The following is a 14,181-nucleotide window of genomic DNA, read 5'->3' on the forward strand; positions in this document are numbered from 1 at the left end:
TATTTAATTGACGGTAGAGGCGGATCGGCTATTTTTTGTAGTGCATAATTTTTCAAATGGCGGGGCAACCTCGTAATGAGGAGGAGGTAACGAATGTTATCAAGCTTCGCACGGCTGCAGCGCCGCGCTATCCTTGCAAGTTTAGGGTTGACCGTACTATTAAGCGGAATCACAATCGAAGGGAGGGATAGCGCGAAGGCTGCAGCGGCAGTCGCGGCCGGTTCGCGGGGAGGCGGCGACTCCATGACGGTCGAAGTTGTGGCTACCGGCTACACCGCTGGTGTCGAATCGACCGGAAAGCGTCCGGGACATCCACAATACGGCATTACGTATTCTGGAGTAAAAGTTCGGCGGGGCAAAATATCGACGATTGCCGCTGATCCGAAGGTTTTTCCGATTGGAACGCTGCTTTACATTCCGAACTATGGCTACGGTGTCGTAGCCGACACGGGCTCTGCGATAAAAGGAAATCGAATCGATCTCTACTTTGATACGATTAAGCAGGTGTATGAGCAGTGGGGTAAACGAACGGTTCAGGTGCGTGTGATCAAACGTGGGAACGGCAAGCTCACTCAAGCATGGCTTAACTCAATTGACGAAGCACTTGCAGCTAATCAGTCGATTCCGCAGAACGTTCTTGAATCATAAGCGGCTTCAAGCGCTGCCGACTATATGAAGAGTGAAAGAGCTGTCTTAAGAAGTCTTGATCTAAGACTTTAAAGACAGCTTTTTCATATGAGTGAATACTAATACTATCAATCAGATTAAGGCTTGAAGTTTTTTATGACGAGCCGAGTGTCGACACTGATAATTCCCTGCAGCGAATAAATTTTGTCATAAAGAAATTCCTCGAGCTCATCCTCATCTTTCAATTGGGCGTGCATATGCAAGGTGCTCGGGCCGGTCGTTTGATAGACGCTCATGATGCTGGGCTCTTCTGCAAGCTGACGTCCAACTTGTTCGACGAGTCTTGGCTCGACGACGACTTCGAAGAAAGCGGAAACCGATTTACCAAGCTTCGCAGCATTGACTCGTATCGTAAAATGCTCGATGATCCCGTCTTCGACAAGGGATTCCACTCGTTTCTGAATCGCGACTCTGGACAGGTTAAGCGACTCGCCTATCTTTGCATAGGGCAGCCGCCCATTATTTAGCAGCAATTCGACGATTCGTTGATCGATATCGTCCAAGTGCGGAGGTACCATATGCAATCCACCCTTCCGTTTCATTATGTAATAAAACATAACATAAAAACGTTCGTTTGGAAATAGATCTTTCTTAAGCATGCTTTTTCGACAGTGTAAAAAACTTCTTTTATTTCAACGGGAATTGCGGTATATATAAGATAATAAAAGTATTTAGTGCATTAAATTTGTAATAATTATGCAAATGGAGACAGGTTTTTACGAGGTAGATTAGTTCACACAAGCTTTGGAGTATATCAAAAATCGTACAGGAGGGCTGTTAACTTGTGATGATAATTAACATTTGAAATGGAGGTAGACAATGAAATATACGATTGAGCAGCTGAATGTGATGGATCGGAATTCATTTTTGGAATCGGTTGGCTGGGTTGTGGAGCATTCTCCTTGGGTGATGGAGCGTGTATACGACAAGCGGCCTTATCGGAGCGGGGATGGATTGCATGCTGGACTTGTCGAAGTCATTCGTAGCTTAAGTGAGGAAGAGACCGTGCGTCTGCTGCGCAGCCACCCGGATTTAGGGACTCGGCTTGCGATGACGGATGCTTCAGTATCCGAGCAGCGAGGAGCAGGTCTTGACAGCCTAACGGAAGAGGAATATAAGCTGTTGTCCGAATTGAATCAACGTTATACGAGTCGTTTCGGATTTCCGTTCATTATGGCGGTGAAAGGGAAGCAGAAGACAGAGATTATAGAGTCGATGCAGCGCCGTCTGTACAATGGGCGTGATGAGGAGCTGCAGACGGCAATTGCCGAGATCGGTCGAATTACGAAATTTAGATTGGCAGAGAAAGTCGAGCAGTAACAGATAAGCAGAAAGTCCATAATGGGAGCGGGAGAGGTTAATATGGTTGGAGCTTTGTTGAAGTTGTGGAAACGGGATGAGGAGCGGAGGCAATTTAACGAGGAGGTCTCGTCGGAGAAACAACTGTTAGGCAGGCTGTTCAATGAGTCTGAGGTCATATCGAATCGGTTAAATGCGGCTGTTGATGAGGTGAATCAATCGATCAGCCGATTGACCGAGGTGGCAGATCATGTGTCGAAGCAGGAAGAGCAGATGCTGGGGCGCAGCAAATTGGCCGTTGAGAAGATTGATGAAGCGTTCTCTGTGCTGCAGGAGGTCGCGGCGTCGGCTGATGAGATTAGCGCAGCCTCGACAAGGCTGAGCAGTGAAAGCAAGGAAACGAAGCTGGTCGTTACAGATGTATTCCGTTCGCTTGATACGACTGATAAAGTGATGAATGATTTGAACATCCACAATCAGTCGATGGAAGCGCAATTCCGGTCGTTGATTGAACAGATGTCTAGCATATATGAAATCAATAAGTTAATTCAAGACATTGTATCCCAGACCTCACTGCTCGCTTTGAATGCCTCGATCGAAGCGGCGCATGCTGGCGAGTATGGCCGAGGCTTCTCTGTCGTTGCACAAGAAATCCGCAAGCTGGCGGAACAAAGCCATGAAGCGGTACGACGTTCTACCGGAATTGTTGATCAGATCGAGAGCGGTATTCAGAAGGTGGTCATTTCGGTCGAGAATGAGAGGAAGGCTGTCGTTAGCGGCGTCGAGGAAGTGGCGCGCAGCAAAGCGCGGATGAACGAGATTGTAGAGAAGATTACCGAGGTGGACCGGCTTGTTAGTCTGACCGATCAAGCGAATACCGCCCAAGCCGGACATATGGGCGAGCTGTCGCTAATGCTGAAGGAAGTCGTCGACACGGTCAATGAGACGCTGCACAGTGTGGACGGTACCATTGCGATGTCTCAGCGTCAGCGGGATCAGATCGCGAAGCTGGGCAAGATTAGCCGCAATTTGAGCAAGACGTCGGGTGAGCTTGCCGATACGCTGGAGCAGATCGGCTACCGCAGCGAAGCGCAGGCTGCTGGTGTGGACGTAGATGAGCTGCTCGGGTGGCTTGAGGAGCAGGCGTCGCTTAGCGAGCTGCGATCGATGGAGGACAATGCTCATGCACGCAAGCTGACGGAGCTGCTGAATTCGAAGGAAGGCATAGAAGCGGTCTGGTCGAATCGGGAGGATGGGACGTTCATATTCTCCTTGCCGGAAGCAGGGCTGTTGAATGCGAAAGGACGGGACTGGTGGAAACGGGCAATGGAGGGAAAACCGTTCAAGTCTGATGTATATGTTTCGGCTATAACGAAACGTCCATGTATGACAATTGCTGTACCGATTCGGGGAGCTGATGGTCAATCGATCGGCGTATTAGGAGCGGATGTTCGACTAGCCGCAAGTGAATGATTCGTACTTATGAAAGATACAAGAGGTCTAAGTTAGAGGTAGAAATAGCGGATGTGTGGAGCGTGCAGCTCTGCCTCCGTTTTTTAAGTTTGTACAGCTTATAACGAAAGAGGCTGTTCAACGGTTCACTTGTCTCGGTCTTGAGACGGATATCGGATTCAACCAATCGACGGTTAAAAGAAAGCGCTGCTTTCGATATAATGAACATGTAAACAAGGTAGCACGATTTAGGAGTTGAAGACGATGAATAGACATTATGCAAGCCGGATTTTTTGGGGCATGGTCATAGTCGCGTTTGGCGGGGGCTTTCTGCTTAAGCAGCTCGGGATCATTGAGTTCGATATTGGCGACATCGTCTCTGTATTTTGGCCTGTGTTCTTAATTTTCGCTGGATTCGATGGTTTGCTGTTTCATCGGCAAGGCGGAGGTGGAGGAGCGCTGTGGGGCGGAATTATGATCGCGATTGGTTTTATCTTTCTCGGCCGCAACCTGGATTGGTTCGATTGGTCGGTCGGGGACTTGTTCCGGTTCGTCGTTCCTGTCGTCCTGATCTTGTTCGGACTGAATATGATCTTCAGGCCGAAGGGGGAAAGCAGACGGTTATATGACGGACATGATGATTGGCAGACCTATAAGCCTGGAGGCTATGTGCCGCCTGCTCCGCCGCTTCATCCCGATCCAACGTTGGCTGGTACTGATGGAGGCGAGAACCTTTCTTCGAAGACGGATGAACCGGTTCTATCGAACAGCGGATATGATGAAGTATACCGACCAGATCTGAGCAAGCATCATAGAGAGCACATTCGTCAGATGAATCGAAGCATGCGTGAGCATATGCGGGAGCTGCGTCGTCAGGAGCATTATAAGCGCCGTAATCCATCAGGACGGGTGGAATGGTGGGATAACAATCCGAATGCGATGAACCGTTCCGGCTTTATCGGGGATATTCATATCGGTCATGACCACTGGGAGCTGAAGCCGCTTAACATTTCGCATTTTATTGGCGATACGGTAATTGATTTGACGAGGGCGCATATTCCTGCCGGCGAGACCAAAATTACGATTTCGTCTTTTATCGGCGACGTGAAGATTTATTTGCCTAACGATTACGAGGTCGGCATTCATGTTGTATCGAGCGCATTCATTGGTGTCGCCCGCGTAATGGATATGAACGACAACCGTATGTTTAGAAGCATGGATTTTCAGACGCCTTACTATGAAGAAACGGAAAAACGAATTAAATTGGTATGCAGCACGTTTATCGGCGATGTGCGAGTAACGAAGGTAGGGTGAGCGGGTTATGATGGTTCGTTTGCTGCGAAGCGGCAAGCTCGAAATTATTATGATGTTCTCCGTCTCTGCCCTGTTGTCCGTCGGATGCGTGTATGCACTGCGCGAGTGGCTGTTCGATGCGGATCACGTCGTTGAATTTGGAATGCTGGCGATTGGTGCTATTCTGCTGGTGAGTGCAGGGTTTGGCTATTGGACGGCGCAGACGATTCAGCGCCGCATCGATGCGATTCATATTGCGCTTAAGCAAGCGAATAATGGGAATTGGGCCGTTCGAATGCAATCGAACGGCGCGCGCTTGTTTGAGGCGGTTCATGCAGAGTTTAACGAGATGGCTGCAGCGGTCGAGGAGCGGCTGAAACTGGCGCAGGCAGCAGGCGAGGAGCAAGTGATGCGAGAGATGGCATCGAATGAAGCGGCGGTACTCGAGGAGAGAAAGCGGCTTGCGCGCGACCTGCACGATACCGTCAGTCAGCAGTTGTTCGCCATTCATATGTCCGCTTCTTCACTTCCTAAGCTGCTTGAAGTGAATCCAGAGTATGCGGCGGATGTGATGAAGCAGCTGATTGAAATTTCGACGCTTGCACAGAAGCAAATGCGCGGCTTCATTGCGCAGCTGAGGCCGATGGAGCTGGAGGGGCGGTCTTTGCAGCAGGCGCTGGACAAGTGGTTTCCTGACTATTGTAGACAGAATCAGCTGCAGGGCGAATTGGACTGGCGCGTGCAAGAGCCGCTGTCAGAGGCGAAGGAGCATCAGCTGTTCCTAATCATTCAAGAGGCAATGGCGAACATTGTGAAGCATGCACGCGCGTCGCGGGCGGTGCTCTCCATGTCGGAGACAGAGAATCAAATCCTGCTGACATTGTCGGACGATGGTGTCGGTTTCCGGCCGAACGAAGTACGGGAAGGCTCATACGGACTGTCCACCATGCGGGAGAGAGCTCAGAAGCTGAGTGGAGATGCGATTTTGTTCAGTAAGCCTGGCGGCGGTACACGGATTCGAGTCACGATACCGAAATATACGGACAAGAGAGGTTAGAGACCAGCGATGGGGATTACGAATAATAAGTACACCGTTATGATTATCGACGATCACGACATGGTCAGGGCAGGGCTGAAAACGTACCTAATGCTGGAGCCGAAGTTCGAGGTTATGGCTGAAGCAAGTAACGGCAGCGAGGCGCTGCAAATGATTGAGAAGATGGAGACTCGGCCTGATCTTATTTTGATGGATTTGATGATGCCGGTTATGGATGGCATTCAGACGACTGCAGCATTAATTGAACGTTATCCGGATTTGAAGATTGTGATGCTGACCAGCTTTTTGGAAGATGAGAAGGTATTGGCAGCGGTCGAGGCGGGAGCTGTCAGCTATGTGCTGAAGACGGTGTCGGCAGAGGAGTTAATTTACGCTTTGTTGGGAGCTGTCAAAGGGATGCCGGTCATGACCGGCGACGTCTCGCAGGCGTTGACGCGCGGCTTGCGCCAGCGTTCGGCTCAAGGTGCGGACGAAGGACTGACTGAACGCGAGAAGGAAGTGCTGCTTCTTATTGCAGATGGTATGTCAAACAAAGAAATTGCCGAGGAGCTTCACATCAGTATCAAAACGGTGAAGACGCATGTTAGCAATCTATTGATGAAATGCGAGCTTGAGGATCGGACGCAGCTGGCAGTTTATGCTCATCGTAAAGGCTGGGTGAAGGCACAGCAATAGGCGAATACGGATCGGACTGGCATAATCGCCGGGTAGGCAGGACACTCTAAGGCATATCGTTATTTCAGCGGTAAGCTAAGTGCTGGCTGGAGCTTTCCGCTGTGCCGAAAGGGGGAGTGAGCATGATTGCGCTTCGATCCGATATTGAATTTACGGAATGTGAGTTCGCCGAAGCGAAAGAGAAGCTCGAACGGGAACAGTTCACGCTAGGCGGCAATTGGGATTATGATCGCGGTACGTTTGATCGTTATTTGGACGATGAGCGTAAAGTATGGCTAAGGCTTCCGTTCGAGGTTATAACAGGCTCAATCGATGTAGATCGAGCAGATAACAATGCTTCTATTAAGTTCGGCACGCCGTTCGTTCTGAAGCACCTGTATCAAGAAGGCAATGATGAGGAAGCTACTGTCAGGCTGGCAGGCAGTGTGTTCGATCAGTTTCAGTCACCGGCAGATCCGGATGCACGGGTGGAAGCGGTCTGGATTGATAAGGCGAAGCATGCGTTAGCTGCGGCTGAGCATGTGCTGCTTGCTTAGTGGCTGCAGGCTTCCACAGTCTGTTATGTGAAGTACCTCTTGTTATTCGTTCTGGCAGCTTGCTGGTCCGATTCGCAAGAGGTTTGTTTATTTTGTTATAAATTCATTATTGTTTTAATTCTTTTTAAGTTTGTTTTAAGGTAGAATGTGCATGATAGAAATAACAAAACGGCAGACTTATGAATATGGAGGGACGTACTGATGGACGATCAGAACAGAAAAGGTCCTTATGACGATTTTTTCACCGACAAACCTGACGAAGCGCGTGAGCAGAGCACAGAACATTCGAGCTCTAATGAGAATGCGCAGCATGACGAGGCTCAAGCGGATCAATCATCTAATAAATCCTCTTACTATTATTCTTATGGACCTTTAAAGCCTGGCGCGCAGGAGGGACGGCATAACAGCTTCCACCAGCAGCCGGAACAGAATGGACGGACAGGTGCATATAACCAAGACGGCCCGAGCCGTACGGACAATTGGCCGGAGGCTCCGCAGGTCTCACAGGTTGAGGCGAGAACGCAGAATGAGGTTTATCCGCGTCCGGCGGAATATATGCCGAATCCGCAAGAGTCTAGCAATGTCCTCCCGATGCAAAACCGGACGTTCGTACCAGCAGCGGCATCGAGCTCGGTGAGAAGCGGTTGGCAGTTGAAAGAGAAGCGCCGATCCTCGTGGGTAGGCATGTTCTCTGCATTCATCGCGGGCGTTATCGTCGTCGGTGCTCTCGGATATGCAGCGGATACGAACAATTGGTTCACGAAGAAGGAAGCAGTCGCTTCCAGCGCTAGCCAGACTGGCAGCACGGTGTCGGCGAGCGGCGGCAGTGCAGGAGTTTCCAATGTGGCAGATGTGGTGCGGCCGAACAATATTGCGAAAATTTTCGAGCAAGCTAGTCCGGCTGTCGTAAAAATCGAAACCTATGTGAAGCAGCAGTCGCGGCAGCAAGGTGGCGGACTGTTCGATGATCCATTCTTCCGCCAGTTCTTCGGTGACGACTATCCAGGCTCCAGTCAGCGGGAGCAGCAAGGCGAAAGCAAGCTGACGCCATCAGGAATTGGAACAGGGTTCTTCTTCGATGAGACCGGCTATATTCTGACGAACCAGCACGTTGTTTCCAGCGCCGACGAAATTCAAGTGACGGTGCAAGGGTATGATAAGCCATTCACAGCGAAGCTGCTTGGTTCAAGCTACGATCTGGACTTGGCTGTGCTGAAAGTAGAAGGAGATAAGCCGTTCCCGACGCTGACACTCGGTTCCTCTGACAGTATCAACATCGGTGATTGGGTAGTCGCTATCGGCAACCCATACGGTTTTGACCATACCGTTACGATTGGTGTACTGAGCGCGAAGGAGCGTCCAATCGACATTTCGGATGAAGATGGCACGCGTGAATACAAGCATTTGCTTCAGACTGATGCATCGATTAACCCGGGCAACTCCGGCGGTCCGCTGCTGAATTTGCAGGGGGAAGTGATCGGTATTAATACGGCTGTAAGCTCGCAGGCGCAAGGGATTGGCTTCGCGATTCCGACGAGCACGATTCAAGAGGTATTGGACAGCCTGAAGAATAATAAAGAAATTCCGAAAGCGCCGTCTCCATATATCGGTGTCGATCTTGCGGACTTGACTGAGCAATACGCGAAACAGCTTGGACTTGATACGACAGAGGGTGTGCTTGTAACGGGCGTATACTACAAATCGCCTGCTTATCAGGCAGACGTGCGCCAATACGATGTCATTACGGGAGTAGATGGCAAAAAATACGGAACGTCCGAGAAGCTGAAAGAAGCGATTGTAGCCCATAAGGTCGGCGATCAGATTACGCTTAATGTAATTCGTAACGGTAAAGCAATCGATCTGCCAATTACGATCGGCGACAAGAATGAATTAACTATCCAACAATAAATTAACAGTGAAACGCAGGACGGCGAATAACCGCCTGCGTTTCTTGACGTAGAAGGAGTGTTCGGCATATGAGACATCGTATTTTTGTAGTAGATGACGACGATAAAATTACTTCGATGCTTCGGAGGAGCTTAGCGTTCGAGGGCTACGAGGTGACGATCGCCAACGACGGCCAGGAAGGGCTTAAGCTGATGCAGCAATCGGACCCTGATCTGCTCATTCTAGATGTCATGATGCCGAACATGGACGGCTGGGAGGTATGTCGGCGTGTCCGGGAGGCGGGCAGCGGTGTACCGATTCTGATGCTCACCGCGAAGGATGAAATTCAAGACCGCGTACGGGGGCTTGATATTGGAGCCGACGACTATTTAGTGAAACCGTTTGCATTAGAGGAGCTGCTGGCGAGAGTACGCGCGCTGCTTCGACGTAAGCCTGATAAGCAAGAAACAGATGGCCGTCTTCAGTTCGAGGATCTTACACTTGATCTCGATTCGCGGGAAGCAATTCGTGGAGGTCGCAGAATTGATCTGACAGCCAAGGAGTTCGATCTTCTTCATCTGTTTATGCAAAATCCGCGCAGAGTACTTACCCGGGATTCGATTATGGACAAAATATGGGGCTATGACTACAGCGGCGAATCGAACGTGCTTGAAGTATATATTGCGATGCTGAGGCAGAAGACGGAGCTCGGTTCGGCCAAGCGGCTCATTCAGACCGTGCGCGGTACCGGCTACGTACTAAGAGGGGAAGGCTGACAACATGTCGATACGGCTGCGGCTTACGCTATGGTACTCCGGAATGGTGGCCATTATTTTACTGCTGTTCGGAAGCACTCTATATTTCTATGTTAACTATAATTCCAATAACGAGGTGAAGGTCCGGCTCGGCGAAAGTGCGAAGCAGCTGCTTGAGGAGAGCCGGGGCGGCTGGAGTGGCAGTATTGTTCTTAATCGATTGACGAACTCGACGCTGCAAAGTGAATTGTATGTACAGCTGTACAATGTACCCTATGACAATATTGCTGATAAATCCTCAAATATGCTGCAAAACAACCTTCAGTTTCCTAAACCTGCGCAGTGGAACGATTCTGATCTTATTCACTACCGTACCGTGAAGACGAACGGAAATCCGTTCATGCTGTGCGAGATAAAGCTGTTCGGATTGGATCAACAGGTTCTCTATATCGTACAAATCGGCGCTTACACAGGCAGTCAGGCCGAGTATCTCTACGATCTGCGCACGATTCTAATTATAAGCTCGCTTGCGGCTGTACTGATTGCCGCTGCTACCGGGCTGCTGCTCGCGCGCAAGGCGCTGCGTCCCATTGAGAACGTGATCAGTGCCTCGCGCCAGATCGAGAAAGGCTCCGATCTGAGCCATCGCATACCGAGGTTGAAGGCGAACGACGAGATTGGCCGGTTGATTGATACGCTCAATGGAATGTTATCCAAGCTGGAGAAGGCATATAACGAGCTGGACGAGGCCTATCATTCTCAGCGACGGTTCGTGTCGGACGCTTCGCATGAGCTGCGGACTCCACTGACGACGATACGCGGCAATATTGAGCTGCTCCAACGGATGTCGCGACCGGCGCTTGGGGACGAGAACGGAACGGCACCGGCTGTGTCGGAGATGGAGGCGGAGCGGATCGCCATGTCGCAGGAAGCGATGCAGGACATTGCAGACGAAGCGATTCGAATGAGCCGGCTCGTCAATGATTTGCTGTCGCTCGCGCGGGCAGACGCTGGCTTCGTCATGGAGAAGTCGGAGGTAGAGCTGCTTCCGATAATCGAGGATGTATCCCGCCGGGCCCAGCATTTGCCGCGAAATGCGGAGTGGATCACACATGATTATAGTATTCTCGAAGGAACGCTCGTGTACGGGAATTCGGATTATTTGCGGCAGCTGCTGTTTATATTTATCGAGAACGCGTTTAAATATACGCCAAGCGGTACGGTTGACCTAAGCGTCAGAAAGCTGGAGGACCGAGTCGGTATTGTAATTAAGGATACTGGTATCGGTATGAAACGAGAGGAAGTACCGAACATTTTCGACAGGTTCTATCGGGCGGATGAATCGCGCGGCAAGACAAGCGGGACTGGTCTTGGATTATCCATCGCGAAATGGATCATCGACGAGCATCATGGCTTTGTTGAAGTCATCACGCGTGAAGAAGCGGGAAGCACTTTTACCATTTGGCTGCCTGTCAGCTTTCCTCAGCACTCCGAATCGGGTATAATGGAGTGAATGGATTGTAAGGCCGAGGAACTTGGCATCGGCAGAAAGTAGGTGTTTAGTCATGGAAGTTGTCAAAATTTCACCACGCGGCTATTGTTATGGCGTAGTAGATGCAATGGTGCTTGCTCTGCAGACTGCTCGCAACCTGGACCTTCCAAGACCGGTTCACATATTAGGAATGATCGTTCACAATGCACATGTAACGGAAGCATTCAAGCAGGAGGGCGTGATTACGCTTGATGGCCCTAACCGGCTTGAAATATTGGAACAGATTGAGAAGGGGACTGTTATTTTTACAGCTCACGGCGTTTCGCCGGAAGTAAGACAGCGTGCGATCGACAAGGGGCTAACCGTCGTAGACGCGACATGTCCAGATGTTACGAAGACTCATGACCTCATTCGTACGAAGACGGCAGAAGGTTATGACATTATTTATATCGGTAAGCAAGGACACCCAGAGCCAGAGGGTGCTATCGGCATCGCGCCGGATCACGTTCATCTGATTGAGCGCGAACAAGATATTGAGAAGCTGGACGTACAGAGCGAAAAGCTGCTCATTACGAATCAGACAACGATGTCGCAATGGGACATCCGTACACTAATTTCGAAGCTGCTGGAGAAATATCCGCATGCTGAGATTCATAACGAGATCTGTCTTGCGACGCAGGTTCGTCAAGAAGCCGTTGCGGAACAAGCGAATCAGGCTCAGCTTGTTATCGTAGTTGGCGATCCTCGGAGCAACAACTCGAACCGTCTGGCGCAGGTATCCGAAGAAATTGCCGGCGTGAAGGCTTATCGGGTTGCTGACCTAAGTGAGATTGATATTGAATGGCTGAAGGGTTTAGAACGCGTCGCAGTCACGTCCGGTGCATCGACGCCGACACCGATTACGAAGGAAGTCATTACGTTCCTGGAGCAATTCGATTCGAATGATCCTTCGACATGGGAGAAACGGCGTACGATTAACATGAACAAGCTCTTGCCGACGATTCGCACGAAAACGGCAGGTGCGAAGTGATGACGGACAAAGAACAGGTGAAGCTGCAGGGGAGCGCTGCGGACGTACCAACGAATAAGCTGGTAGGACTGAAGCGCTGGTTCAAGCATAAATTTATTAAGTTAATGCGGGCTCCAGGCGGATCGGCGAAGGTGGCGCTTGGCTTCTCGATTGGCATTGCGATTGAGATGATTACGCTGCCAACGTTCGGTCTGGCGTTTCTACTCATGTTCCCGCTCGTTTATTTGATGAAGGCGAGCATGGCTGGAGCATTAAGCGGCTTCGTGTTCGGCAAGATCATTTTTATTCCGATTGCTTTCCTTAGCGGAATAGTGGGAGGATGGATATTACCGGATCATCTTCAGGTCGATATTTCATTCCTCCCGCAATTTGTCAACAAATTTATTGAATATAACTTGAAGCTTATCGTTGGCGGATTCATTAATGGTACTCTTCTTGGTATTCTGTTCTACTTTCCAGTGAGGTACGGCATAGCTTTCTTCACGGAACGGAGACGGAAGAAAAGAAAACTAAAGCGCAAAGATACACCAACAGCTAATCCGGTCACAGAGTGAACTTCGTAGCCTTCATCCTTATGGGTGGAGGCTATTTGTCGTTCTCTACCAGTACGATCATGAACGGGAATACCTACAGTACGAATAGACCCTATTGACGAATGCGGTGAAATAATGTATATTCACTTTAGCGGTTAAAAGCATAAAAGCCACAAAGCATAAAAGCTTAAAAGCATACAAGCGTTGAAGTGTAAAAGATGTTTCTTATACGAAAATATCCCATCTATAAATAAGAAATTGAGGAGAGATCGATATGATTGTCATTACGAAATCTAACATTACCGAAGAACGTATTGCAGAGATTGTACTGCAGATCGAGAAGGCGGGTGTTCAAGCCCACGTTTCAAGAGGCACGGATCGTACCGTCATCGGCATTATTGGCAAGGCTGAGCCGGCGCTTGCTGAGCATCTGCGGCAGTTAAAGGACGTTGATAATGTCATTAAAATATCGAAGTCCTACAAGCTCGCCAGCCGTGAGTTTCATCCGAACGATACGATAATTGAAGTGAAAGGTGTACAGATTGGCGGCGATAATCTCGTTATTATGGGCGGTCCGTGTGCAGTGGAGAATGCGGCGCAAATTGATGAGATCGCACGTCTCGTTAAGGCAGCAGGCGGGCAAGTGCTTCGGGGCGGCGCCTTCAAGCCTCGTACCGGCCCATACAGCTTCCAAGGCATCGGAGTGGAAGGGCTGGTCATGATGGCCGAAGCTGGTCAAAAGCATGGACTGCTGACGATTACGGAGGTTATGACACCGGAGTATGTCGATGTATGTGCAGAATATGCAGACATTCTGCAAGTTGGTACGCGCAACATGCAAAACTTTGACCTGCTTCGTAAGCTGGGGACGATTAATAAGCCGGTTCTTCTGAAACGAGGCTTTAGTGCAACCTATGATGAATTTTTGAATGCTGCGGAATACATCCTAGCCGGCGGCAATCCGAACGTAATGCTTTGTGAGCGCGGAATCCGAACGTTCGAAACATATACGCGTAATACGCTCGATTTGTCAGCTATTCCAGTTTTGCAATCGCTCAGCCATCTTCCGGTCATCTCAGACCCTAGCCACGGAACGGGACGCCGCGAATTAGTTGAGCCGATGTCCAAAGCTTCGGTCGCTGCTGGTGCGAATGGTCTCATTATCGAAATGCATACGGATCCCGACAATTCGATGACGGGTGATGGCGTGCAATCGCTATTTCCAGATCAATTCGCAAACTTACTAAAGGATTTGGAGAAGCTTGCACCGATTGTTGGCAAACGATTCGATACGCCGAAGCAGCCGGCTGAGGAATTTATTTCCTGGGTAAAATGAGTCTTCTATCGGTAACCATAACCGTGAACCCTTGCGTATCAAGGGGTTCACGGTTTTTTTAGTTTCGAATCGACACCGGAAATTGTAATAGATTTTCCAAAGCTGTGAGAATAGCTGACATGACTTAAAAAAATACCTTACATAACTAT

14 protein-coding genes are annotated in these 14,181 nt (G+C 49.8%); 13 read left to right on the top strand and 1 reads right to left on the bottom strand.

The window, feature by feature from the left end; translation table 11 throughout:
- The first annotated feature begins 93 nt into the window (after positions 1-93).
- On the top strand, positions 94-648 hold the full coding sequence (locus PXY01_RS12285) for a 3D domain-containing protein (RefSeq protein WP_127570296.1): 555 nt from the start codon (positions 94-96) through the stop codon (positions 646-648).
- Between the two features lie 116 nt (positions 649-764).
- On the opposite strand, the gene PXY01_RS12290 is transcribed toward PXY01_RS12285, so the two are convergent.
- Positions 765-1,205: an Lrp/AsnC family transcriptional regulator gene (locus tag PXY01_RS12290; protein ID WP_127570298.1), complete on the bottom strand. Its 441-nt coding sequence runs from the start codon at positions 1,203-1,205 to the stop codon at positions 765-767.
- A 301-nt stretch (positions 1,206-1,506) separates the two neighbouring features.
- Here PXY01_RS12290 and uraD point away from each other — a divergent pair, with 301 nt between their 5' ends.
- From uraD to aroF, 12 genes are all read left to right on the top strand, one after another.
- The gene (gene uraD, locus PXY01_RS12295) at positions 1,507-2,007 is read left to right on the top strand and encodes a 2-oxo-4-hydroxy-4-carboxy-5-ureidoimidazoline decarboxylase (RefSeq protein WP_127570300.1); all 501 of its coding nucleotides are present in this window, start codon (positions 1,507-1,509) and stop codon (positions 2,005-2,007) included.
- Between the two features lie 42 nt (positions 2,008-2,049).
- On the top strand, positions 2,050-3,459 hold the full coding sequence (locus PXY01_RS12300; RefSeq protein ID WP_127570302.1) for a methyl-accepting chemotaxis protein: 1,410 nt from the start codon (positions 2,050-2,052) through the stop codon (positions 3,457-3,459).
- 243 nt (positions 3,460-3,702) lie between these two features.
- Positions 3,703-4,752 (top strand): cell wall-active antibiotics response protein LiaF, encoded by a 1,050-nt coding sequence (gene liaF / locus PXY01_RS12305; RefSeq protein ID WP_127570304.1) that lies wholly within the window; start codon positions 3,703-3,705, stop codon positions 4,750-4,752.
- A 7-nt stretch (positions 4,753-4,759) separates the two neighbouring features.
- Positions 4,760-5,788, top strand: coding sequence for a sensor histidine kinase (locus PXY01_RS12310; protein WP_127570306.1), 1,029 nt, complete (start codon positions 4,760-4,762; stop codon positions 5,786-5,788).
- A 9-nt stretch (positions 5,789-5,797) separates the two neighbouring features.
- A complete protein-coding gene (locus PXY01_RS12315) occupies positions 5,798-6,463 on the top strand; it encodes a response regulator (RefSeq protein ID WP_127570308.1) in 666 nt (221 codons plus the stop codon).
- Between the two features lie 122 nt (positions 6,464-6,585).
- A complete protein-coding gene (locus tag PXY01_RS12320; RefSeq protein ID WP_127570310.1) occupies positions 6,586-6,999 on the top strand; it encodes a YugN family protein in 414 nt (137 codons plus the stop codon).
- Between the two features lie 201 nt (positions 7,000-7,200).
- Complete coding sequence (locus PXY01_RS12325) at positions 7,201-8,907, top strand: S1C family serine protease (protein ID WP_127570312.1); 1,707 nt, start codon at positions 7,201-7,203, stop codon at positions 8,905-8,907.
- A gap of 68 nt (positions 8,908-8,975) precedes the next feature.
- Positions 8,976-9,662, top strand: coding sequence for a response regulator transcription factor (locus PXY01_RS12330; protein WP_127570314.1), 687 nt, complete (start codon positions 8,976-8,978; stop codon positions 9,660-9,662).
- Positions 9,663-9,666: 4 nt separating this feature from the next.
- Positions 9,667-11,154 carry a sensor histidine kinase gene (locus tag PXY01_RS12335; RefSeq protein ID WP_127570316.1) on the top strand — a complete coding sequence of 496 codons (1,488 nt, stop codon included), beginning with the start codon at positions 9,667-9,669 and terminating at the stop codon, positions 11,152-11,154.
- 52 nt (positions 11,155-11,206) lie between these two features.
- On the top strand, positions 11,207-12,163 hold the full coding sequence (locus PXY01_RS12340; RefSeq protein ID WP_127570318.1) for a 4-hydroxy-3-methylbut-2-enyl diphosphate reductase: 957 nt from the start codon (positions 11,207-11,209) through the stop codon (positions 12,161-12,163).
- A complete protein-coding gene (locus PXY01_RS12345) occupies positions 12,163-12,717 on the top strand; it encodes a DUF2062 domain-containing protein (protein ID WP_127570320.1) in 555 nt (184 codons plus the stop codon). The genes PXY01_RS12340 and PXY01_RS12345 overlap by 1 nt, the downstream gene beginning before the upstream one ends.
- A 253-nt stretch (positions 12,718-12,970) precedes the next feature.
- On the top strand, positions 12,971-14,032 hold the full coding sequence (gene aroF / locus PXY01_RS12350) for a 3-deoxy-7-phosphoheptulonate synthase (RefSeq protein ID WP_127570322.1): 1,062 nt from the start codon (positions 12,971-12,973) through the stop codon (positions 14,030-14,032).
- Positions 14,033-14,181: the final 149 nt, after the last annotated feature.

It is taken from the genome of Paenibacillus xylaniclasticus (assembly GCF_004001065.1).
GTDB lineage: Bacteria > Bacillota > Bacilli > Paenibacillales > Paenibacillaceae > Paenibacillus_T > Paenibacillus_T xylaniclasticus.